The organism is Micromonospora tarensis (genome assembly GCF_016803395.1).
GTDB lineage: Bacteria > Actinomycetota > Actinomycetes > Mycobacteriales > Micromonosporaceae > Micromonospora > Micromonospora tarensis.
The window spans coordinates 1-21391 of the sequence record NZ_JAEVHL010000103.1 but is presented as its reverse complement, the minus strand read 5'-3'; the positions used below and the strand labels follow the sequence as shown (position 1 = coordinate 21391).

Annotated in this window: 21 protein-coding genes and 3 pseudogenes; 9 read left to right on the top strand and 15 right to left on the bottom strand. The window is 73.6% G+C overall.

Annotated elements, in window-relative coordinates; genetic code table 11:
• The 9 genes from JM949_RS19785 to JM949_RS19745 all read right to left on the bottom strand — a co-directional run.
• Positions 1-457, bottom strand: a 457-nt coding sequence (locus JM949_RS19785) for a DUF6297 family protein (protein WP_309232237.1), incomplete at its 3' end; no start/stop codon positions are given.
• Positions 454-1071, bottom strand: coding sequence for an ABC transporter ATP-binding protein (locus JM949_RS19780; protein WP_309232236.1), 618 nt, complete (start codon positions 1069-1071; stop codon positions 454-456). The genes JM949_RS19785 and JM949_RS19780, both read right to left, overlap by 4 nt.
• A gap of 46 nt (positions 1072-1117) precedes the next feature.
• A complete protein-coding gene (locus tag JM949_RS19775; protein ID WP_203149888.1) occupies positions 1118-3316 on the bottom strand; it encodes a tetratricopeptide repeat protein in 2199 nt (732 codons plus the stop codon).
• A gap of 181 nt (positions 3317-3497) precedes the next feature.
• On the bottom strand, positions 3498-5264 hold the full coding sequence (locus tag JM949_RS19770) for an ABC transporter permease subunit (protein WP_203149887.1): 1767 nt from the start codon (positions 5262-5264) through the stop codon (positions 3498-3500).
• Positions 5261-5623, bottom strand: a complete 363-nt coding sequence (locus tag JM949_RS19765; protein ID WP_203149886.1) for a hypothetical protein — start codon at positions 5621-5623, stop codon at positions 5261-5263. Before JM949_RS19765 ends, JM949_RS19770 begins: the two co-directional genes overlap by 4 nt.
• A 20-nt stretch (positions 5624-5643) precedes the next feature.
• A complete protein-coding gene (locus JM949_RS19760; protein ID WP_203149885.1) occupies positions 5644-5787 on the bottom strand; it encodes a hypothetical protein in 144 nt (47 codons plus the stop codon).
• Positions 5784-6536: a type 2 periplasmic-binding domain-containing protein gene (locus JM949_RS19755; protein ID WP_203149884.1), complete on the bottom strand. Its 753-nt coding sequence runs from the start codon at positions 6534-6536 to the stop codon at positions 5784-5786. The genes JM949_RS19760 and JM949_RS19755 overlap by 4 nt, the downstream gene beginning before the upstream one ends.
• The gene (locus JM949_RS19750; protein ID WP_203149883.1) at positions 6533-7165 is read right to left on the bottom strand and encodes an ATP-binding cassette domain-containing protein; all 633 of its coding nucleotides are present in this window, start codon (positions 7163-7165) and stop codon (positions 6533-6535) included. Before JM949_RS19750 ends, JM949_RS19755 begins: the two co-directional genes overlap by 4 nt.
• Positions 7166-7255: 90 nt before the next feature.
• Entirely contained in the window at positions 7256-8233 is a 978-nt protein-coding gene (locus JM949_RS19745; RefSeq protein WP_309232235.1) for a helix-turn-helix transcriptional regulator, read from the bottom strand.
• Positions 8234-8277: 44 nt separating this feature from the next.
• Between JM949_RS19745 and JM949_RS19740 the strand changes: the two genes are divergently transcribed.
• The 4 genes from JM949_RS19740 to JM949_RS19725 are packed head-to-tail and all read left to right on the top strand — an operon-like array spanning position 8278 to position 11814.
• Positions 8278-8757 (top strand): hypothetical protein, encoded by a 480-nt coding sequence (locus tag JM949_RS19740; RefSeq protein WP_203149881.1) that lies wholly within the window; start codon positions 8278-8280, stop codon positions 8755-8757.
• Positions 8757-9281: a hypothetical protein gene (locus JM949_RS19735; RefSeq protein WP_238433510.1), complete on the top strand. Its 525-nt coding sequence runs from the start codon at positions 8757-8759 to the stop codon at positions 9279-9281. The genes JM949_RS19740 and JM949_RS19735 overlap by 1 nt, the downstream gene beginning before the upstream one ends.
• A 59-nt stretch (positions 9282-9340) precedes the next feature.
• Complete coding sequence (locus JM949_RS19730; protein WP_203149880.1) at positions 9341-10867, top strand: flavin-containing monooxygenase; 1527 nt, start codon at positions 9341-9343, stop codon at positions 10865-10867.
• 41 nt (positions 10868-10908) lie between these two features.
• Positions 10909-11814, top strand: a complete 906-nt coding sequence (locus tag JM949_RS19725) for an SDR family NAD(P)-dependent oxidoreductase (protein ID WP_203149879.1) — start codon at positions 10909-10911, stop codon at positions 11812-11814.
• 12 nt (positions 11815-11826) lie between these two features.
• On the opposite strand, the gene JM949_RS19720 is transcribed toward JM949_RS19725, so the two are convergent.
• Genes JM949_RS19720 through JM949_RS19710 form a run of 3 tightly spaced genes read right to left on the bottom strand, consistent with a single transcriptional unit; the run spans position 11827 to position 14939 of the window.
• Entirely contained in the window at positions 11827-13278 is a 1452-nt protein-coding gene (locus JM949_RS19720; RefSeq protein ID WP_203149878.1) for a cryptochrome/photolyase family protein, read from the bottom strand.
• A gap of 39 nt (positions 13279-13317) precedes the next feature.
• Positions 13318-14499, bottom strand: coding sequence for a low temperature requirement protein A (locus tag JM949_RS19715; protein ID WP_238433509.1), 1182 nt, complete (start codon positions 14497-14499; stop codon positions 13318-13320).
• A 20-nt stretch (positions 14500-14519) separates the two neighbouring features.
• Positions 14520-14939, bottom strand: a complete 420-nt coding sequence (locus tag JM949_RS19710; protein WP_203149877.1) for a hypothetical protein — start codon at positions 14937-14939, stop codon at positions 14520-14522.
• Positions 14940-15127: 188 nt separating this feature from the next.
• Between JM949_RS19710 and JM949_RS19705 the strand changes: the two genes are divergently transcribed.
• Both JM949_RS19705 and JM949_RS19700 read left to right on the top strand, forming a co-directional pair.
• A complete protein-coding gene (locus JM949_RS19705; protein ID WP_203149876.1) occupies positions 15128-16213 on the top strand; it encodes an S-(hydroxymethyl)mycothiol dehydrogenase in 1086 nt (361 codons plus the stop codon).
• Positions 16213-16841: pseudogene (locus JM949_RS19700) on the top strand (MBL fold metallo-hydrolase). Before JM949_RS19705 ends, JM949_RS19700 begins: the two are co-directional and overlap by 1 nt.
• A gap of 15 nt (positions 16842-16856) precedes the next feature.
• On the opposite strand, the gene tsaA reads toward JM949_RS19700, so the two are convergent.
• A complete protein-coding gene (tsaA, locus tag JM949_RS19695; RefSeq protein ID WP_203149875.1) occupies positions 16857-17270 on the bottom strand; it encodes a tRNA (N6-threonylcarbamoyladenosine(37)-N6)-methyltransferase TrmO in 414 nt (137 codons plus the stop codon).
• Between the two features lie 58 nt (positions 17271-17328).
• On the opposite strand from tsaA, the gene JM949_RS19690 reads away from it, so the two are divergent.
• The 3 genes and pseudogenes from JM949_RS19690 to JM949_RS40190 form a co-directional block, all read left to right on the top strand.
• The gene (locus JM949_RS19690) at positions 17329-17781 is read left to right on the top strand and encodes a VOC family protein (protein ID WP_203149874.1); all 453 of its coding nucleotides are present in this window, start codon (positions 17329-17331) and stop codon (positions 17779-17781) included.
• 287 nt (positions 17782-18068) lie between these two features.
• Positions 18069-18261 (top strand): annotated as a pseudogene (locus JM949_RS40195) (hypothetical protein); the annotation flags it as partial.
• A gap of 80 nt (positions 18262-18341) precedes the next feature.
• Positions 18342-18781, top strand: a pseudogene (locus tag JM949_RS40190) (hypothetical protein); the annotation flags it as partial.
• 90 nt (positions 18782-18871) lie between these two features.
• On the opposite strand, the gene JM949_RS19680 reads toward JM949_RS40190, so the two are convergent.
• Together JM949_RS19680 and JM949_RS37385 are read right to left on the bottom strand one after the other, a co-directional pair.
• Positions 18872-20239, bottom strand: a complete 1368-nt coding sequence (locus tag JM949_RS19680) for an alpha/beta hydrolase (protein WP_203149873.1) — start codon at positions 20237-20239, stop codon at positions 18872-18874.
• Between the two features lie 392 nt (positions 20240-20631).
• A complete protein-coding gene (locus JM949_RS37385) occupies positions 20632-20838 on the bottom strand; it encodes a hypothetical protein (RefSeq protein WP_238433507.1) in 207 nt (68 codons plus the stop codon).
• Positions 20839-21391 lie beyond the last annotated feature (553 nt).

Genomic DNA, 21391 nt, shown 5'->3' with positions numbered 1-21391 from the left:
CCGCCGAGCGCCGCCACGGCCACCCCGAGCGCGGCCAGGTGCCGGCCGCCGCGCCCAGCAGCAGGAGCACGAAACGCGGCGCCAGCCAGGCCCGCCGGTCCACCGGCGCGCTCGTCGCCCAACTCTGGGTGGCCGGGGTGACCAGCAACGGACCGAGCGCGCGCAGACCACGCCAGGCGAGCCCGGCGCCGGCCAGCAGCGCGGCCACCACCAGCCACCAGCGCACCCCCGGCTCCGACCGCCCCACCGTGGGCGAGTCCAGCAGGTCCCGGCTGGCGCTGATCGCGAACCAGCCGTACATGCCGACGAACAGCACGATGACGTACGCGTCGCCCAGCACGTCGCTGAGGGAGTGGTCGTGGTGCCGGCTGCGGGCCCGGCGCAGGTGCGTCCGCAGTTGCCGGGCGGTGGGCACCCCGGTGGGCGTTCCGGCGACGGTGGCCGGTGGGGCGGTCACTTGCCGATCTCGATGCGCTCGTCCACCACCGCGTCGATCAACTCCGGGTCGTGCGAAGCCATCAGCACGGCCGTGCCGGCGTCCCGTTCCCGCAGCAGACGCTGGGCGAGCCACTGTCGCCCGCGTACGTCGAGACGCTGTTCGGGCTCGTCGAGGATCAGCACCCGGCGGGGCCGCACGAAACACGACGCCAGCGCCAGCCGGCGGCGCTGCCCACTGGACAGCGTCACCGGCAGCTGGTCGCGGGCCGGCTCCAGACCCAGCTCGGCGAGCACCTCCCCGACCGGCTCGGCGTCACCCCCGTGGGCGTACGCGACCAGCTCCAGGTGCTCGACCACGGACAGGTCGGGAAAGAAGTCGATGTCGTCCAGGGCGGCGGCCACCAGCGCCCGCACCCGAGGATCGGTCTCGTCGGCCCGGCGACCCTGCACCAGCACCTCGCCCGCGTCCGGCCGGTCGGCGCCGACGACACAGCGCAGCAGGGTGGTCTTGCCGCTGCCGTTGGGGCCCAGCACCACAGCGATCCGACCCGCCGGGAGCGTGAAGCTCACGTCGTCGAGCACGACCAGGTCGCCGAAGTTGCGGCTGAGTCCCCGTACGGTGAGCGCGTCCACGATCACAGAGTCTCGCAGAGCGGTGCCACCGGCCAACCCGAGCGACCTACGTCACGCGGTCGTCGGCCTCGGCCTCCAGTCGGGCGTCGGCGGTGGCCCGGCACTGGTCGTCGGCGACCTCCTCGGCCGCCGTCGCCGCGTCCGCCCAGTGTCGCCGCGCGTCGGTGTGCTCGCCCAGCGCGGCGCAGGCGTCACCCAGGTAGAGCAACGTGCGGGCCAGCCCGGCGCTGGGCCGGGTCTGCTCGCGCAGCCGCCGACTCTCGGTCAGCAGCTCGTACGCCGTCCGCGCCTGCCCCGGGGTGCTGCTCAGCAGCGTCGCCCCGGCGTTGAGCAGGGCAGTCGCCCGGCTGGTCGGGTCGTTCACCGACTCGTACTCGCGCAGGGCGGCCCGCCACGCCTGGGCGGCGTCCAGGTGTTCGCCGAGTGCGGCGTGCACCAGCACCAGGTTCGTCAGCGCCGCCGCGTACCCACGCGCGTCACCCACCGACCGGAACGTGTTCGCCGCCCGCACCAGGTGGTGGTGCGCGGCGTCCAGCTCACCCCGGGCCAGCTGTGCCGCGCCCAGACCCAGGTCGGTCAGGGCGTGCCCGGCGCGGTCCGCACCGGAGCGGTGCCGGCGGGACATCTCCAGGTGCTCCACCGCGTCGTCGAGCTGCCCGAGGTCGAGCAGGGCCAGGCCGAGGTTCATCCGGGCCTGTGCGGTGCCCCGGCGCCCCCGTTCGTTCACCGCGAGGGTGAGCGCGGCGGCCGCGCCCTGCGGGTCGTGCCGGCGTCGACGCAGCACACCCAGCTCGTTGTGCGCCCACCCGGCGATCTCCGGGCGGTCGTCGGCGGTCGGGGTGGCGAGCACGGTGCGGCAGACCTGCTCCCACTCGTCCAGCCGCTCGGTGTACGCCAACCACCCGCACAGCGCCACGGCCAGCCGGAACCACCACCGGCGCACCCGCCGGGGCAGTGTCTCGGCCGCGCCCGCCGGCACCCGCACCACCGCCAGCAGCAGCTCCTGGTGCAGGTCGAACCAGCCGTACGGGTCGTCGTCGAGCGGCAGCGACCACTCCCGGTCCGGCGGGGCGCCGAGCACCGCCAGGTTGGCCGCGTGCCGTTCGGCCCGGCGAGCCAGGTGCCGGGTCAGCCGGGCCTGGGCGGCGACCCGGGCCCGGACCGGGTCGGCGTCGCGCAGGTGCAGTCGGGCGCTGGCGGTGAGCAGGGGGCGGAGTTCGTACCGGTCGCCGGGCGCGCCGACCACGAACGCGGCGGCGGCCAACCGGTCCAGCAGAGCGGTCACCCGCTCGGGGTGCCGCCCGGCCAGCGCGGCGATGGTCGGGCGGTCCACCGGGGCGGGAACCAGCGACATCAGCCGGTACAGCCGGCGGGCCTCGCGGGGCAACGCCTGGTAGGCGATGTCCCGCTCGGTGACCAGGCGGGCCGCCGGTGAGACGGCGAGCCGCTGGTGCGGTGGCGTCTGCACCGCGCGGCGCAGCGCGTCCAGCACGTCAAAGTGCCGCCAACCGTGCTGTGCGGTGCGGTAACCGAGGGCGCGGACGGTGCGCGGCTGCCGCCCGCACAGGTCGACGATCTCACCCACCGCCGGGTCGGTGCGCGGATCCGCCCGGCGGACCCGGGCAGCGGGCGCGGCCCCGCCCGCGGTCGCGAACAGCTCCACCGCCTCGGACGTGCCCGGTTCGGCGATCCAGTGCGCGACCACGCCCTTGAGGCCGACCAGCGCCGGGCCGCCGGCGAGCAGCAGACGGCAGGTGCGCGCGGTGGGCGGCAACAGGGCTCGCACCTGGTCAGGACGGTCGACGTTGTCGAGCACCAGCAGGATCTTGCGACCGTCGAGCTGACCACGCAGCGCGTCGGCGGCGGCGGCGAGCGCGTCCGGCCGACCGGAGGTCGGCGGTGCGGTGCCCAGGATCCGGGCCAGCGCGGTGAGCACCTGCCGGGCCGAGCGGGGCCGGCCGCGCCGCCGCACGTCGAGGTAGTACTGCCCGTCCGGGAAGTCTGCCCGGCACCGGTTGGCGGCCTGCACCGCGCACGCGGAGGTGCCCACCGCGCGCCGGCCCAGGACCGCCACCGCGTGCTCCCGGGCGAGCAACCCGACCACCGTCTCGACGTGCTCGCCGCGACCGGTGAACTCGGCGGTGTACGGCAGGGTCGGCGCACCGGTGGCCGGCGCGGCGAGCACGTCCGTCGGTTCGGGGTCCACCTGCCGGTCGGCCCGGCGGCGGCGCACCTCGTACCCCACGTAGCCCACGATGCCGCCGACGCCAGCACGATCGTCGCCGGCCCGAGCAGGCTGGCGGCCAGCTCGGAGAGCAGATCGCCGGCCAGGTTGCTGGCCACGTTGGCGAGGATGCTGCCGACCACCCCGCCGATCGCGATCAACGCCGGCCAGCGCGAGCCGCCCCGGGCCCCGCCCGGCCGGGTCACCTGACGCCCCCGGAGACGAGCCCGGCGACCAGGTGCCGGCGGGAGAGCACCACGAGCACCACCGGCAGCACCGAGGCGAGCACCGAGCTGGCGGCCAGCGCGCCACTGTTGCTCACGAAGCTGCGGGTCTGCTCGGCCAGGAACGGGCCGAGCGGCGACGCCCCCGGCCCACTGAACAGCCGACCCACCACCAGGTCGTTCCAGACCTGGACGAACTCCAACACGGAGACCGCCACCACCGCGGACAGGTTGTGCCGGGCCAACCGACGCAGGGTGTGCCACCATCGGCGGCCGCCCAGCCGGGCGTCGCGCACCTGCTCGACCGGTAGGTCGGCGAACGCGTTGCGCAGCACCAGCACCGCGAACGGCACACCCAGCGCGGTGTGCACCAGCGCCAGCCCCTGGGCCGTGCCGGAGGACAGCACCAGCCCCAGCACCTCGTTGACCGGCCCGGCGATGACCTGGACCGGCACGACGCTCGCCGCCAGCAGCAGCAGCCCGGTGGCCTGCGCGGCGGGCCCGGTCAACCAGGCCAACGGGTACGCGGCCAACAGCGCGACCACCAACACCGTGGTGGTCACCGCGGTCGCCAGGAGCAGCGTGAAGCCCAGCGTCCGCCACAGCTCCGTCCCGGCGACCACGTCGCGGTAGGACTCGGCATCGGGTGGCGTCGACCACCAGCCCCGGGCGGCGGCGTCCACCCGCCCATGTGCCGACGTGCCGACCAGCACCACCAACGGCACCAGCCAGGCGACCGCGGCACCCGCCGCCAGCAGCCGGAACACCCGCCGGGGCGGGGCCACCGGGCCGGGCTCCGGCAGCGTCTCGACGGGCGGTGGAGGCCACGCCTGCCGGACGAACAGGGCGGCCACCAGGATCCCGCCGACGACCGCCACCAACCACACCACCCCGAGCGCGGCGCCCTCACCGGTGGTGGTGCCCCCCGACGTCTGCCAGATCCGCAGCGCGAGCACCGACGCCTCGTCGCGAACCGACCCGGGGGTCATCACCAGGATCAGGTCGAACGTACGGCTGGTGCCGACCGCGACCAGCGCGAAGACCACAGCGGTCGTGCGCAGCAGCAGCGGCCGCCACTGCGCGTCCCACAGCACGTGCCGGCGCTTCCCACCGTAGGCGCGGACCGCGTCGGCGAGACTCGACGGCACCGCGTCCAGCGCGGACCGGAAGACCAGCACCGCCAACCCCACCCAGGCCCAGACGAACGCCGACATCAGCGCGACGGTGACCAGCCCCGGCCCGAGCAGCTGCGGCGCGTCGTCGGCCACCCGGCCGGTCAGCCGGGCGGCGACCACCGTGGCCAGCCCTCGGCTCGGGTCCGGGTCGTACATCAGCCGGAAGATGACCCCCGTGACGACGAGCGGCAGCGCCACCGGCACCAGCAGGATCAACCGGACCAGGCCGCCCTCCTGCGAACGGCGGGACGCGGCGGCCAGCAGGTAGCCCAGGGCCGTCACCACCGCCGGCACCAGGAGGGCCCAGAGGACCGTCCGGCCGACCACCGCGCCGGTGTCCGGGGCGGCGAGCGCGGTCCGGAAGTGCGCCACGCCGACCCAGCGACCATCGGTGGTGACGCTGGCGTGCACGGTCCGCAGCACCGGCCACAGCACCAGCCCACCGAGCAGCACCGCGGCCGGCAGCAGCAGGGCCGAGGTCGCCCCCGCCGCCGGATACGCCCGCCCCCGCCGGGGCGGCCCGACGTCGTCGAGGACCGCCAGTTCGCCGAGGACCCGCCCCTGGCTCATCGGCCACCGCCCGCCGTGCGGGCCGCCTCGGCGAGCAGTGCGGTGGCTCGGCGGATCGCCTCGCCGGCGGGTACCCCGTCGGTGACATCGGCGAAGAAGCCTTGCATGATCCGCCAGATGCCCACGCCGTCCGAGCCGGTGAACGCGCCGGGCAGCTGGTCGGACAGGTCGAAACGCAGCGTGCCGGGCTCCCGCATCTCCAGGGCCAGCCGCTGCCCGACCCGGCTCCGGTAGCTGGTGATCGCGACATTGGTGTTGGGGGACAGGTAACCGCCGGCGCGCAGCCAGGGTCCGAACGAGTCGGCCCGGGTGAGCCACTCGACCAGCTCGACGCCGCCCCGGGCGTCGGCGAGGACCACCGCGGCGTCGCCGCCGACGATCAGTGGGCCGCCGCCCGGTCGGGCGCCCGGGAACCGGAACGTCGTCGCGCCTCCCCGCCACGTTGGAACGGGCCGACGACGTCGGCGGTGAAGTCGGCGCCGACGAGCATCACCGCCCGCCGGGCGTGCACCACCTGGATCACCGACTCCTCGTACTGGGTGAGCAGGGCGCGCCGGCCACCGCCGAGGAACGCGCCCCGAATGCTCCACAGCTCGGCGAGCCGGTCCAGGGTGTCGCGCACCGGCCCGCCCCGCCAGTCGGCGTCCGGGCGGGCGAGGGTGTTGTAGCCCTCCGGGGCCACGTCGGCCAGCACGTTCTCGAACCAGTCGGTGAGCACCCAGCCGTCGGCGGCGCCGATGGCCAGCGCGCCGGGCCGTCGCCGCGCTGGGCGAGCGCGCCGAGCCGCCGCGTCTGCCCGACCAGGCTGTCCCAGTCGCCGGGCGGCTCGGGCAGCATGGACGGCAGGTGCCAGACCAGCGACTTGTGCGCCGCCTTCACCCAGACGCCGTAGCGTTCACCCTCGGTGGTGAGCAACTCGCCCAGCCCGCCGGGCACGGCGTACTCGTCCGACGGGCGCAGCGGGCTCAACCAACCCCGCTGGGCGTACTCGGTGACCAGGCCGGGGCGTGGCAGGATCGCCACGTCCGGGCTGGTGCCGGCGAGGTGCCGGGCCCGCAGGAACGCGTCGATGTCGTTGCCGGCGCTGACCACCTGCACCCGGGCGGGATAGTCGGCGACGACCCGCCGGAACCGCTCCAGCTCGCTGGTGCTCCAGACCACCGCGACCTGCACCGAACGGGTCCCGCCCGAGCATCCGGTGGCCAGGGCGGCGGCGCCCACGGCGGCGGCGCGCAACAGGGTACGACGACTCGGCCGGGCGGTCGGCCTCATCGGGCCGCCTCGCTCGGTTCGGTGACCAGGTCGTGCCGCAGCGGGATCTCAGCCAGCGTGGCCGGGTCGGCGGTGCAGACCAGCACCGCCATCCCCGGTGCGTCCGGTGGGGAGAGCCGGGGCACCAGGTCGCCGAGGCGGCTGTCGCCCGCCGAACCGGCGGGCAAATCGACCACGAGCACCTCGGGCAGGCAGGCGGCCGCCCGGGCAAGGGCCACCCGGAACCGTTGGGCGGCCGAGATCTGGTGCGGCAGCAGGGTGAGGGAGAGCGCCAACTCCAGCCGGTCGACCACCATGGCCGTCCAGTCGTCGGCCACCGCGTGCACCCGTTCACGTTTGCGTTGGCCGTACTCGATGTTGCGGCGCACGGTGAGCTGCGGCAGCAGCGCCCCACCGGCGGGCACGTACCCGATCTGCCGGCGCGGGGGCGGCAGGCCGGTGATGTCCCGGTCGCCGACCAGGATGCGGCCGGTCACCGGGGCGGCGAGCCCGGCCAGCACCCGAGCGACGGCGGTGCCGTACTCCGGTGGCGCCACCAGGGCGGCGAGCGTGCCGGCGGGGACGTCGAGGGTGACCGGCCCGGTGCCGGGGACGGCGACCAGTGCGCGTAGCCGTAACGTGACCCTCACCTCCGGTAACCGCCGCTGCCCGTCCCAGGGTGGCACACCGTGCCGACAATCGATGCCCCCGGCCCTTTCACTGTGGAAGGGTGAGCCCGCTCAGCCGGGGGCGTAGAGCGCGGCGAGCCCGGCCGCCGTGGCGGTCAGCCGTTCGCGCAGCGCCACCGGCGTCAGCACCTCGACGTCGGCGCCGAGGCGCAGCAGCTCACCGTGGGCGTGGGTGAGCGACTCGATCGGCAGCACCGCGGTCACCCAGCCCCGCGCGTCAGGTGGACCGGCGCTGGCGTCCACCGCCCTCACCGCCGGATCGCCGCCGATCTCCCGCAGCCGCTCGCGCCCGGCGGGGGAGAGGCGCACCGTCGCCTCCTCGCGGTGCAGCCGGGCCCGGAACTCGACCACGTGGGCCCGCCACCAGGCCGGCAGGTCGAAGTCGGCCGGTCGGTCGAACTCCTGCGCCAGCGCGGTGAGCGCGAGGATCTGGTTGACCCGGTAGGTCGCCGGTGCGCCCCGGCCGGGCTGGTCGGCCACCACATACCAGCGGCCACCCTTGAGCACCAGGCCGTACGGCTCCAGCACGCGGGTCACCTCGCCGTGCCAGCTGCGGTAGCGCACCTCGATGCGGTGCTGTCGCCAGACCGCCTCGGCCGTGCGGGCCAGCTCGGGGGAGGCGTCGCCGTCGGCGTACCAGCCGGGCGTGTCCAGGTGGAAGCGTTGCTGGAGCTGGGTCGCCCGGTCGCGCAGCGATGCGGGGAGCGCGGCGTGCAGCTTGAGCTGGAGCGCGGCCACCACGTCGCCGTAGCCCAGCTCGTCGGCGGGACCGGGCAACCCGGCCAGGAACAACCGGTCGGCCTCCTCGGCGGTCAGCCCGGTCAGCCGGGTCCGCCAGCCGTCGACCAGTTGGTAGCCGCCGGCGTGCCCGGCCTCCCCGAACAGCGGGATGCCGGCGGCGTGCAGGGACTCCACGTCCCGGTAGATGGTGCGGGGGGAGACGGCCAACCGGTCGGCGAGCTGTGCGGCGGTGAGCCGGCCGTGCGACTGGAGCAGCATCAGGACGGAGAGGAGTCGACTGGCCCGCACTTCACTGACACTAGCTGTCAGGGGACCGCTCGTACCGTCCCGGCATGGCATTTCGCGACAAGGACCTGAGCGCACCGGAACCGATCACGGTGGACGGTCGACAGCTCAAGCGCTACCACCTCGACCAGCCGGACCGGCCGCTCGAACCGGAGGTGGAGAAGGCCGCGTACGAGCAGCTGCCGCTGCTGCTGGTCGACATCGTCGACGACGGCACCCCGGCCGCCGGGTGGGTGGTGCTGCACCGGGGCACGGACACCGGCGCCTACCTGCTGGCGTACACCTGGATGTGGGACAACGCGGTGGAGGTCCGTGTCGCCGCGGCCGGGCAGCCGGCGCTGGACTGCCCGGACGACGACCCGACCCACTTCGTCGAGGTACGTCGCCCCGCCGTCGGCTGCGTCTGGGAGTTGGCGGTGCTGGAGCACGAGCGGACGGCCTGGGTGCGGCACATGCTCACCCCGGAAACTCCTGACCTGGCCGGATATCTGCACGACACGCGTGCGGAAGGGCCGGTGGGCCGCTGATGGGCGACTTCGACTTCTTCGTGGGCACCTGGAACGTGGTCAACCGACGACTGCGCGAGCGGCTGGTCGGCTCCGACGAGTGGGAGGAGTTTCCCGGGGTTTCGGTGGCGCACGGCTTCTTCGCCGGCGGCGGCCACTTCGACGAGATCACCTTCCCGACCAAGGGCTCCGCCGGCGCCACGGTCCGGGTCTTCGACCCGGCCCGGCAGGAGTGGTCGATCTACTGGATGAGCAGCGACACCGGGGTGCTCGGGCTGCCACCGATGGTGGGTCGCTTCGTCGACGGGGTCGGCCGGTTCTACGCCGACGACCAGCACGAGGGGCGTTCGGTGCGGTGCCGGTTCAGCTGGTCGGACATCAGCGCCACCACCGCGCGCTGGGAGCAGGCGTTCTCCGTCGACGGCGAGCAGACCTGGGAGACCAACTGGATCATGATGTTCAGTCGAGCGGCGGAGCACCAACCTCCGGACCATGCGGAGATGGCGGCGGATGGACCCGACGGCGGGGGAGGGGTCTCGCGCTGACTTTTGGCCATCCGGGTGCGGTGTTAGTGTCCGTCCACCGCCCCGGATGGAGGGACGCGATGGCCTCCGACCACGTCGACGTGCTGATCATCGGCGCTGGCCTCTCCGGCGTCGGGGCCGCCTGCCACCTGCGCCGCGACTGCCCCGACAAGACCTACGCGGTGCTGGAGGCGCGTGACGCCATCGGCGGCACCTGGGACCTGTTCCGCTATCCGGGCATCCGCTCCGACTCGGACATGTTCACCCTCGGCTACTCGTTCCGGCCGTGGACCGCCCCGAAGGCGATCGCCGACGGCACGACCATCCGGGAGTACGTGCGGGAGACCGCCCGGGAGTACGACGTGCCACGGCACATCCGCTTCCGCCACCGGGTGCTGCGCGCCGAGTGGCACAGCGACACCGCCCGCTGGACGGTGACCGCCCAGCGCACCGACACCGCCGAGACCGTGGTGCTGACCTGCTCTTTTCTCTTCGCCTGCACCGGTTACTACCGCTACGACGAGGGCTACACGCCGCCGCTGCCCGGCGTCGACGCGTACGCCGGGCAGGTGGTGCACCCGCAGCACTGGCCCGCCGACCTCGACCACACCGGCAAGCGGGTGGTGGTGGTCGGCAGCGGCGCCACAGCGGTCACCCTGGTGCCGGCCATGGCCCGGCGGGCCGCGCAGGTGACCATGCTCCAGCGCTCACCGACGTACGTCATGCCGTTGTCCTCCCGCGACCGGCTGGCCGACGCGGTCCGGCGCTGGCTGCCGGCGAAGATCGCGTACCAGGTGGTGCGCGCCAAGAACGTGCTGCTGGCCACCGTCACCTTCCAGCTCAGCCGGCGGGCACCCGGCCTGGTGCGGCGGGTGCTGCGCCGGGCCGCGCGGGCCCGGCTCCCGGTCGGGTACGACGTCGACAGGCACTTCTCGCCCGGCTACGACCCGTGGGACCAGCGGCTCTGCGTGGCACCCGACGGTGACCTGTTCACGGCCGTGCGGGAGGGCCGTGCCTCGGTGGTCACCGACACCATCGACACCTTCACCGGGCGCGGTGTCCGGCTCACCTCCGGTGTCGAGCTGCCCGCCGACATCGTGGTCACCGCGACCGGGCTCAACCTGCTCGCCCTGGGCGGCCTGACGTTGCGGGTGGACGGCGTCGACGTGGACCTGCCCAACACCGTCGCCTACAAGGGCATGATGCTCTCCGGCGTGCCGAACTTCGCCCTGACCCTCGGCTACACCAACGCGTCGTGGACGCTCAAGGCCGATTTGGTCGCCGGCTACGTCTGCCGGCTCCTGCGGCACCTGGACCGCACCGGTCGGCAGGTCGTCACGCCGCTCCCGCCGCCCGGGGCCGAGCGGGTGCCGCTGATCGACCTGCGCTCCGGCTACGTGCTGCGGGCCGTCGACACCCTGCCCCAGCAGGGTGCCGCCGCGCCGTGGCGGCTGCACCAGAACTACCCGCGCGACGTGCTGCTGATGCGGCACGGCCGGCTCACCGACGAGGGAGTGCGGTTCTCCCGCGCGGGCGAGGCCGCTGCCCCCGGCGGCGTCCGGCGACCCGTCCCATCGACCGCCGGTGACCGCCAGCACCGCCGGTGACCGCCAGCACCGTCGGTGACCGCCAGCAGAGGAGCACGATCGTGCAGAGGTTCGACTTCGTCGGCGCGACAGCCGTGGTCACCGGGGCCGCCAGCGGTATCGGTGCGGCGCTGGCGCACGCGCTGGCTCGCCGGGGCAGCAACCTGGTCCTGCTGGATCGCGACGCCGAGCGGCTGGACGCGGTCAGCGGCGCGATCCGGGCCGCGCACCCGGACCGTCAGCTCTGCACGTACCTGGTGGACCTCGCCGACGCGACCGCCACCGCCCAGGTGGCCGCGGAGATCGGCCAGCGGCACCCCCGGGTACGACTGCTGGTGAACAACGCCGGTGTCGGTCTCGGCGGCCGGTTCGACCAGGTGACGTTCGAGGAGTTCAGCTGGGTGATCGACGTCAACTTCCGAGCCGTGGCGCAGGTGACCCACGCGCTGCTGCCCACCCTCCGGGCGGAGCCGGGCGCGCACCTGGTCAACATCTCCAGCCTGTTCGGGCTGATCGCGCCGGCCGGGCAGGCCGCGTACTCGGCGAGCAAGTTCGCCGTGCGCGGCCTCACCGAGGCGCTGCGCCACGAGTTGGTCGACGACGGCATCGGGGTGACCTCGGTGCACCCCGGCGGCATCCGCACCCGCATCACCGCGAACGCCCGGATCGGCAGTGGGGTGTCGCACGACGAGTACGCGGCCGGCCGGGCGCAGTTCGAGAAGCTGCTGACCATCGCGCCGGAACGAGCCGCCGAGGTGATCCTGCGCGGCGTCGAGCGGCGTCGGGGCCGGGTGTTGGTCGGCTGGTCGGCGAAGCTGCCCGACCTGCTGGCCCGGGTCCTGCCGGGCTCGTACAACCGGCTGCTGGTCACCGGCCTGAACCGGGGCGTGACCCGCCCGGCGTCGGTGGCCCCCGGCGTGCCCGCGCAGCGCCCCGCCGACGTCGAGTCGGCGCGCGAGGTGGCGTGACCCGTCACCCGGTCACGGTGGTGTGCCGCCCCGCTTCTCCTCCTGCGCCAGCACCGCCTCGCGGTGCTCCGGCTCGTCGCGGCGGGCCAGTTCGGCGGCGAGCCGAGGATCGGCCACCAGCCGGGCCCGGTTGCGGTGCAGGAAACTCTCGAAACCCCCGGTGTACGGGCAGGCCAGCTCGCCGAGCGCCCGTTCCGGCAGGTAGCGGCACCCGGCGCAGTAGTCGCTGATCTCGTCGATGTCCGCGCCGTCCACCGCGTACGGTCGGGTGTCCACCCGGGCCAGGTCGGCGTACTGGCTCATGCCGACGACCGTCGCGTTCATCACCCAGTCGGTGCCGTCGACGAAGCAGCGCTGGAACCAGTCCGCCAGCTCGGCCGGGCGCCAGCCGCGTTGCAGGGCGTAGTTGGCGAGCACCAGCAGCCGGGGGGTGTGGTGCGTCCAGGCCCGGTCCCGGACGGCGCCGAGCACATCGGCCAGGCAGCGGGCCTCCACCGCGTCGGCGTCCAGCTCGGCGAACCAGTGCGGCAGCGGCTCGGTCGCGGCCAACCAGTTCGCCCCTCGGAACCCCGGCTCGACATACCAGTACAGCTGCCAGAGGAACTCCCGCCAGCCCAGCAGCCCTCGGATGAACGGCTCCACCGCGGTACGCGGGGCGGTGCCGGCCCGCCACGCCTGCTCCGCGGCGCGCACGGCCGACTCGGGGTCGAGCAGCCCGAGGTTGAACGAGGACGACAGCACGGAGTGCGCGAACAGCGGGTCGTCGACGCTCATCACGTCGGCGTAGCGGCCGTACCCGGGAAGTCGGTGGGTCAGGAAGTGCGCCAGCCGGGCCTGCGCCTCGGCGTGCGTGGCGGGGTGCTGTCGGGGGCCGTCCCGGCCGACGAACCGCACCCCGTCGGCGGCCCACCGGTCCAGCTCGTGGCGGACCTCGGCGTCGATGTCGTCCTCGACGATCGGTGGGGGTGGTGGCGTCGCCGGCGGGTTCCGGTCCTCGGTGCGGGCTCGACGTCCGGCCGGGCCGGCGGAGGCCGTCAGGACGCCGTGCCGCCGACGGGCGTACCGGTAGAAGTCGGTCATCCGCAGCGGGCCGCGCCGGGTGCGGTCCGCCCACTCGGCGAAGTCGGCCCGATCAGTGACGAAGCCCCGCGGGGGCAGCACGGTCAGCCCCGGTACCGATCGGGCGAAACGCAGCGCCGACCGGGAGTGCGGGTGGCACACCTCCACCGGTTCGGCGACCTGCGCCAGCGCCTCCCGGAAGGTGCCGGTACGCAGCAGCAGCGCCCGGTCGCCCAACTCGGCCGCCCGATGGCGCAGCGCGGCGAGGATCAGGTGCGCCTTCTGCCGGTGCATGGGCCGTCGGCGGAAGAGTTCTCGGACCTCCACCAGCAGCACCGGCTGGTCGGGGTCGTCGAGGAAATGTGGCCCAAGTTGGTCGGCCAACAACCATCGGCGGCGATGCATGCCATGATTCTGCCCAACCCCGGGTCATCGCGCCCGCCGTTAAGCCGGGTCGGCCACCGTCGCGCTCGGTCCGGCGTCGCGGCGGCGCAACAGCACGGTCAGCGCCACGAGAGCGACCATCAGCGCCGCCAGCACGTACACCGGGGCCGGGCCGAGCGGTGCGAGCAGCGCCAGCAGCGCGACGACCGGGAACGCGACGCTCACCGTGCCGTGCTGCTGCCGGCGTACGTGCAGCACCCAGACCGTGAGCAGGAAGACCGCAAGGGGAACCGCCACCGCGTACCCGGCGGCCCGCTCGGAGAGGTGCGTCAGGTGCCGCTCGAGGTCCACCGACACCGTCAGGCCGGCGCCGACCGCGGCGATCGCCCCGAAGATCAGGTAATGGCCGTAGCCCCAGATCAGGGAGTACGGCAGCCGGTCGGGCGCCTCGATCGGCCGGTCGAAGTAGAGCCACCAGAGCGCGTAGACGATGACCGCGCCGGCCGCCGCCAGCGTCCAGAGGCCGTGCTCGCCGGCGTCGAGCCCGGTCTGGATCGCCACCGAGATGGACAGCACCACCTCGCCGAGCACGATCAGGGTGAACAGCCCGTACCGCTCCGCGATGTGCCGGGGGTGCCACGGGGTCATGCCGGGGCGTTCGGCGACCGCCGGCACCAGCAGGTCGGCCAGGACCAGCAGCACGAACGACTCCGGGCCCCACTCGGTGGGCAACAGCAGCCGCAGCAGCCAACCGATCTGCACCACTGTCACGCCGATCGCGTAGCGGCGCGCCGCCGCACGGTGGGCGGGGTCGCCGACGGCCGCCCGACTCCAGTGCACGATGGCCGCGAGCCGCATCACCACGTACCCGTACGTGATGACGCTGAAGTCACCCTCGGTGAAGGCGCGCGGCACCCCAGCAGCCAGGATCAACGCCCCGGAGATCTGCACCAGGGTGGTGATCCGGTAGACGTCGTCGTCGGTGTCGTACGCCGAGGCGAACCAGGTGAAGTTCATCCACGACCACCAGATCGCGAAGAACACCATGAGGTAACTGGTCGCCGCGTGCCGGAGGTGGCCCTCGGCGACATCGTGGTGCAGGCTCGTGGCCGCCTGCGCCACGGCGACCACGAAACACAGGTCGAAGAAGAGTTCCAGCGGGGTCGCCGCGCGGTGCGGCTCGTCGCGGCGACGGGGCCGCATCGGCCGGTAGAACGGCCGCACCGAACGAGTGGTGGACAACGCGGCTCCTCCGGCCGGGCTCAGCGACGCCGACGGCCGTGGCTCAGCCCCTCCAACACCATAGTCAGCCCCGCCCCGACCAGCCAGACGTCCTTGGCCAGCCCCGTGCCCTGCTGGGTCGGGCGTATCCCACCGGGCCGGCGCATCCCCGGCGTCTTCAGGTACAGCTGCACCAGGCCCACGCCGAACGCGGTCAGACCGAGCCCGACCAGGGGCGCCGGCACGAACGGCGCGACCAGCGCGGCCCCCAGGGCGATCTCCGAGTACGCCAGCAGCTTGGCGAAGCGAGCCGGCTCCAGCTGGCCGAGCTGCGGCATGGCGGCGACCGCCATCCCGTGCATGCCCTCGGCGGCGGTGCCCTCCAGATTGCGTTTGCCCAGACCCGAGTCGAGGAAGTACGCGCCGATACTGACCCGTAGCGGCAGGTGCGCGAGTTTCATTGTCACTCCCGATGGCCGTGGTCGAATGCGGCAGGCGTACCCCGGACTGCCCGGGATAACCCGCCGGGCCGGCTGGGCTGGCCGCGGTGGTCGCGGTAGGTTCGCCCGGGGGCCCACCGCCGAGCGCGTGGCACACCCGCGCACCCCCCGGCGCCCGGCCCTGCCGCAGACCACCAGCAGGAGGCGAAGTGAGCCAGGAAGTCCGGGGAGTCATCTCCCGCAGCAAGGGCGCACCGGTCGAGGTCACCACCATCGTGGTGCCCGATCCCGGCCCCGGTGAGGCCGTCGTCCGGATCCAGTCCTGCGGCGTCTGCCACACCGACCTGCACTACCGCGAGGGCGGCATCAACGACGACTACCCGTTCCTGCTCGGCCACGAGGCGGCGGGCATCGTCGAGCAGGTGGGCGAGGGCGTCACCGACGTCGCCCCGGGTGACTTCGTGGTGCTCAACTGGCGGGCGGTCTGCGGGGTCTGCCGCGCCTGCCGGCGGGGTCGCCCGTGGTACTGCTTCAACACCCACAACGCCGCCCAGCGGATGACCCTCACCGACGGCACCGAACTCGCCCCGGCGCTGGGCATCGGCGCGTTCGCCGAGAAGACCTTGGTGCACGCCGGGCAGTGCACCAGGGTGGACCCCGCCGCCCGGCCGGCCGCCGTGGGTCTGCTGGGCTGCGGGGTGATGGCCGGGCTGGGCGCGGCCATGAACACCGGCAACGTCACCCGGGGCGACTCGGTCGCGGTGATCGGCTGCGGCGGCGTCGGAGACGCGGCGGTCGCCGGCGCGGCCCTCGCCGGCGCCACCACGATCGTCGCGGTGGACACCGACGGCCGCAAGCTGGACTGGGCCCGGAAGTTCGGCGCCACGCACACCGTGAACGCCTCGGAGACCGACCCGGTCGAGGCGATCCGGGCCGCCACCGGCGGCTTCGGCGCCGACGTGGTGATCGACGCGGTGGGCCGGCCGGAGACCTGGAAGCAGGCGTTCTACGCCCGGGACCTGGCCGGCACGGTGGTGCTGGTCGGTGTGCCGACCCCGCAGATGCAGGTCGAGCTGCCGCTGCTGGACGTCTTCGCGCGCGGCGGCGCCCTCAAGTCCAGTTGGTACGGCGACTGCCTACCCGGTCGGGACTTCCCGATGCTCACCGAGCTGTACCTGCAGGGCCGGCTCGACCTGGACGCCTTCGTCACCGAGGAGATCACCCTGGACCAGGTCGAGAACGCCTTCGACCGGATGCACCACGGCGACGTGCTCCGCTCGGTGGTGGTGTTCTGATGACCGCCCGGGTCGACCGAGCGGTCACCTCGGGCACGTTCTCCCTGGACGGGCAGACGTTCGAGGTGGACAACAACGTCTGGGTGATCGGTGACGACCACGAGTGCGTGGTGCTGGACGCGCCGCACGACGTGCTCGCGATCCTCTCCCTGGTGGGTGACCGGAGGGTCAAGGCGATCCTGGCCACCCACGCCCACGACGACCACGTCCGGGTGCGCCCGAGCTGGCCGAGGCCACCGGCGCCCCGGTGCTGCTGCACGCCGCCGACCGGGTCCTCTGGGACCTGGTCCACCCGCACCTGCCGCCGCACGGCGAGCTGCACGACGGGCAGAGCATCGAGGTGGCCGGCAGCACGCTGCGGGTGCTGCACACTCCCGGGCACAGCCCCGGCGCGTGCAGCTTCCACGCACCGGAGCTGGGCGCGGTGTTCACCGGCGACACGCTCTTCGCCGGTGGCCCGGGGGCGACCGGCCGCTCGTACAGCGACTTCGACACCATCGTCCGCTCGATCAGCACCCGGCTGCTGACCCTGCCGGCGGAGACGGTCGTGCACACCGGCCACGGCGACGACACGACGATCGGCGCGGAGGCACCGCACCTGGAGGAATGGTTGGCCCGGGGCCACTGAGCCCGCTCGCGCGGCTCACCGTTCGTCGGCCGCGCCCAGCACCGGCTTGACGTCCAGGATCGGGGTGCCGTCGAGAGCTTCCAGGTCGGCCACCTCGACGCGCAGCCCGTCCACCGCCAGCACCCGCACCCGGTGCAGCCCGATCGGGTTGGGCCGGTGCGGGGAGCGGGTGGCGAACACCCCGGTCTGCGGCCGGCTCTCGTCGCCGCGCGGGTGTACCACAAGCACGTCCCGCCGGGCGCGGTCCAACCAGGTCAGCACCAGTAGCTCCGCACCCTCCGCCAGGTCGCGCAGGGCCGGCTCGACCTGGGCGTCGAAGAGCAGCCACGCCGGCGGTGCGCCCTCGTCGCCCTGCCGGGGCGCGCTCGCGGCGTCGGTCAGCGGCGAAGCGACCCGGCCGACCGGGCGCAACAGGTATGCGTCGTCCACCTCTGCTCCCTTCTGGACGGTGTCACTGTAGCCCCGTCGTGACGTTAGGCTGCCGCGCATGGCCGCCGAGTCCCCCGCTCCCGTTGTCCGACAGCTGCGCCTCGTCGTCGAGGCCGCCGACCACGAGGCCGCCGTCGCGTTCTTCCGCGACGCGCTCGGGCTGCCGCAGGAGGCGGCGTTCGTCAGTGCCGGTGACGCCCGGGTGGTGATCCTGGACGCCGGCCGGGCCACCCTGGAGATCGCCAACCCGGCGCAGAAACGCCTGATCGACGAGGTCGAGGTGGGCCGGCAGGTCGCGCCCCGGATCCGGGTGGCCTTCGAGGTGGACGACGCCGAGGCGACCACCGCCCGGCTGGTCGCCGCCGGCGCGGGTGAGATCGCCCCGCCGACGCGTACCCCCTGGCAGTCGCTCAACTCGCGCCTCGCTGCCCCCGCCGACCTCCAGATCACCGTGTTCCAGGAGTTGCGGACGCCGGACGACTGCTCCCGCATCCCGGGCAACGAGGGCTGAGCCGGGCGGGTTACCCACCGGCGCAGGCGCGGACCTGGCGTACCTGTGGTCGGTGGCGGTGCCCGAGCGGCATACCGCGCTGCGAAGCATGGCGGCGAACGGGCGGGATGTCCGGATTTCCGGGGTGACCGGGACCGCAGCTCGCGGCCGGTCGGGCATTTCCGGAATGACCGACAGGTGAACCTGGTTGTGTCCCCCGTACCGCCGGAGCCCAAACCCCTTTCCGCGGTCATCTCCCGAGGAGTGTTCACCCCGGAGCGCTCCGCACGATCGAAAGGGCAACCATCGTGAAGGTCGACTTCACTCGATGGCTCCCCGCCATCGCTAAGGATTCGTACCGCAAGACCGCGCTGAGCGTGGCGGGTGTGGCGGCCCTCGGTGGTCTGGCGCTCGCGCCGACCGCGGCCGCCGCCCCGGTCACCAGCGGACCGCACCAGGGCGCCGTCGCCGCCATCGACCTCGCCACCGGCAAGGCGGCCAGCTCGGCACGGCAGGACGACCAGCCCGTCGAGTCCGGGCTGACCACCGGCTCCGCCACCGGCAAGCCGCCGGCCGGCAAGCCGAGCCGGCCCAGCTGATCCCGCACGGCATCGAGGGCGCGCAGTCACGCGTACCGCTCGACGACGCGCAACTGGCGAACGCCCGGGCGATCGTCGACGCCGCCAAGAAGACCGGCGTCGGTGACCGGGGCGCGGTGATCGGCGTGGCCACCTCGTTGCAGGAGTCGAAGCTGTACAACCTCGGCCACCTCGGCGCCTACAACGACCACGACTCGCAGGGGCTGTTCCAGCAGCGTCCGTCGTCCGGTTGGGGCACGCCCGACCAGATCACCGACCCGGAGTACGCCGCCACGGCGTTCTTCACCGCGCTCAAGAACGTCGGCGGCTGGCAGGACCTGCCGCTGACCACCGCCGCGCAGACCGTCCAGGTCTCCGCCTTCCCGTACGCGTACGCGCAGTGGGAGGAGCAGGCGGCGGACATCGTCCAGCAGCTCTGGTGACACCCGCACGCACACCGCGCCCCGACTCGGGGCCGGCCGGTTTTTCTTCGTCCCGCGAACAGCCCGCCGCCGAGCGCCCGACGCCCAGAGTCAGCAGGCGGGGTAGAGGCGGCGGGTGCCGACACCGGCGGCGTACGCGTCCCGGTCGCTGAACCGGCAGCCGTAGTCGGGCCGGGCCACCACCGCCGGATCGGTGACGGTGTCGCCGGCCGGGCGCTTGCCGGTGCGTACCCAGGAAACCAGGTCGTCCCAGGCGGCGCCGGCCTCGGCCGGGGTGAACTCGCAGTGCTGGGTGGCCCGGATCGCCCGCTGGACCAGCAGCTTGCCGCGACCGTGCCGGGCCACGTCGGTGGCGTACGCCTGCTCCATGCTGAACGGCACGAAAAGGTCGCCGAGACCGTGCAGGCTGAGCACCGGCGCGGTGGGGCGGCCGGCGATCCGCGGCACCTCGGTCAGCGTCGGCAGGAGCCGTTGCACGACGTTCTCCGGGGCGACCCGCCGAACGCCCGCGTTGACGTCGACCGGACTGTTCGGGGTGTAGCGGGTGAGCAGGTTGGTGGAGAGCTGACCGGGCCGTTGGGCGGGGGAGTCGCCGCCGCTGGTCACCGTGATCGAGAAGAGGAAGTCCTTCCAGACCGCGAACGCCGCGTCCGCGCCCGGGCGCGGCCCGCCGGAACGATTCACCGTGATCGCCCGCAACTGCCTACCCCGGTCCGTGGTGGTGTCCGGTCCGGTGGGGGTCAGCCCGGCCAGACCGAGCGCCGCCTGGATCCGGGGTACGGCGTTCGTCAGGTAGTCGGCCGGCGTGGGGTACGCCGGAACACCGGCGAGCGCCTGCGCGACCAGGTTGTAGTCCAGGTAGAAGTCGAGCAGCGTCTGGTCACCGAGCACCCCGCACATCGGCAGCGCCCCGTCGTAGTAGCCGGGAAACTGCTCCATTGAGCGACCGATGACGTACCCGCCCATCGACACCCCGGCGAGGTAGGTGTGCTGCGGCCGGCGGACCGTCCGGCCGAAGTGGTCGGCCAGATCCTTGGTGCCCAACACCCCGGAGCGGATGTCGAAGCCGTTGCGGTCGTACGAGGACGACGCCCAGGCGTACCCCTGTTCCAGGAGGCGCTGGCGCAGCCCGAAGCCCGGCGGCTCCGGCGAGAGCACGGTGCCCTGGCCACGGTAGCCGTGCGCCCACAGCACCAGGTCGCCGTTCCAGCGCGCGGGGACCTCGATGAGGTAGCCGGCGTGGCGGTGCACGCCCTGGCGTACCGTCGTCGCCTTGCCCCCCACGACCAGCGGCGACAGCGGCGGATTCTCGATGGTGTAGCCGGGCAGCGGCTCGCCGCCCCCCGGGTCGTGACCGGTGGCGCTGGCCGGTACGGCACCGACCAGGCCGACCGTAAGGGTCAGCGTCGCGGCGGCGGCAAGCAGTCGGCGGAGGGTGCGAACGGGTGCGGACAGCATCGATGCTCCCCATCGGACGGACGTCGCCCTCCCGGGGCGACCAGGCGGGGCGGTTGCCTACCGGCCGGTAGCGTCCTGAACCTAGAACCGCCGTCGACCAGTGTCAATGGCTTCGCTGATCGGCCGGTCAAGCACCCCGGTCCGGTCGGTCAGCGCCCGAATCTGCTTGCAGCCCGCCGCCCGACCGGCAGGCATCTCCCGCCGGCCATGCCCGTGCGGTTTGTTCGCGTGCGGGTCGTGTGCGTGCGGGTCGTGCGCGTGCGGTTGTGTGCGTGCGGGTTGTGCCCGTGTCGGTTGTGCGCGTGCCGGTATGGCCGCGCGGGTTGTGCCCTTTGTGCCCGTCCCGGTCATGGCCGCGCGGGCTGTGCCCTTCGGCGGTTGTGCCCCGCCGGTCATGCCCCGTCGTCGGCCGGGTTCGGTCGCTGCTGGTTCCCGTTCGTTCGAGAGGTCGCCGCCCCCCGGTTGTGCGGGGAGGAGGGCCGGTCGGGTTGACTGGTCGCCGTGGACGAGTCGATCTGGGAGGCGGCCCAGGCGTCGCGCGGCTGGCTGGACGCGGCGAACGGCACCGGGCAGACGGAGTTGACCTGCCGGATTCTCAAGCTGACCGAGGACGTCCGCTGCCTGGATCGGTCTGCTCGGGCAGAATCCACGCAAGGGCGTCACGCACACCCGCGAGGACGTCGCGGCCGAGTTGGCCGATGTCGCCTTCACGGCGTTGGTCGCGATCGAGAGCCTAGGGCTGGATGCGCGCACGGCCCTGGACGCCTGCGCAGCGAAGGTCCGCTCCCGCCTCCCCGGCTGAACCGTCGAGGCGGCCACGCCACGTGCGGCGGCACCCGCTCCGACCCAACCAGCCTGGGCGTTACGCCCCATATTGTCGGCACCGTACGACGTCACCACATCCATGATCCACACGACCTCCCTGATTCCGCGGGATCCGGTACGGACGGATGGCCCGACTTCCATGAACCCGAGTCGATCATGCCTTCGTGAGCCTTCTGGGACGTCAGCCGGAAGGTCGATGGGCGATCTGTCCGGGTCCGGAGCTCGCTGGGGTGTGACCGGCTGCACCGGTGGGCCGGAATCATGGCTGGGCCGGGGTCGTTACACACCCTGACGATCGCAGGACCTCGGCCGATCACTCGGCCTTGG

What these genes read in the sequence shown, in the direction of transcription:
- JM949_RS19735 (WP_238433510.1), top strand. Translation starts at nt 8,757, where the DNA reads ATGGGCGACTTCGACTTCTTCGTGGGCACCTGGAACGTGGTCAACCGA.
- JM949_RS19755 (WP_203149884.1), bottom strand. Translation starts at nt 6,536, where the DNA reads ATGAGGCCGACCGCCCGGCCGAGTCGTCGTACCCTGTTGCGCGCCGCC.
- JM949_RS19770 (WP_203149887.1), bottom strand. Translation starts at nt 5,264, where the DNA reads ATGAGCCAGGGGCGGGTCCTCGGCGAACTGGCGGTCCTCGACGACGTC.
- JM949_RS19680 (WP_203149873.1), bottom strand. Translation starts at nt 20,239, where the DNA reads ATGCTGTCCGCACCCGTTCGCACCCTCCGCCGACTGCTTGCCGCCGCC.
- JM949_RS19730 (WP_203149880.1), top strand. Translation starts at nt 9,341, where the DNA reads ATGGCCTCCGACCACGTCGACGTGCTGATCATCGGCGCTGGCCTCTCC.
- JM949_RS19690 (WP_203149874.1), top strand. Translation starts at nt 17,329, where the DNA reads ATGGCCGCCGAGTCCCCCGCTCCCGTTGTCCGACAGCTGCGCCTCGTC.
- JM949_RS19710 (WP_203149877.1), bottom strand. Translation starts at nt 14,939, where the DNA reads ATGAAACTCGCGCACCTGCCGCTACGGGTCAGTATCGGCGCGTACTTC.
- JM949_RS19720 (WP_203149878.1), bottom strand. Translation starts at nt 13,278, where the DNA reads ATGCATCGCCGCCGATGGTTGTTGGCCGACCAACTTGGGCCACATTTC.
- JM949_RS19740 (WP_203149881.1), top strand. Translation starts at nt 8,278, where the DNA reads ATGGCATTTCGCGACAAGGACCTGAGCGCACCGGAACCGATCACGGTG.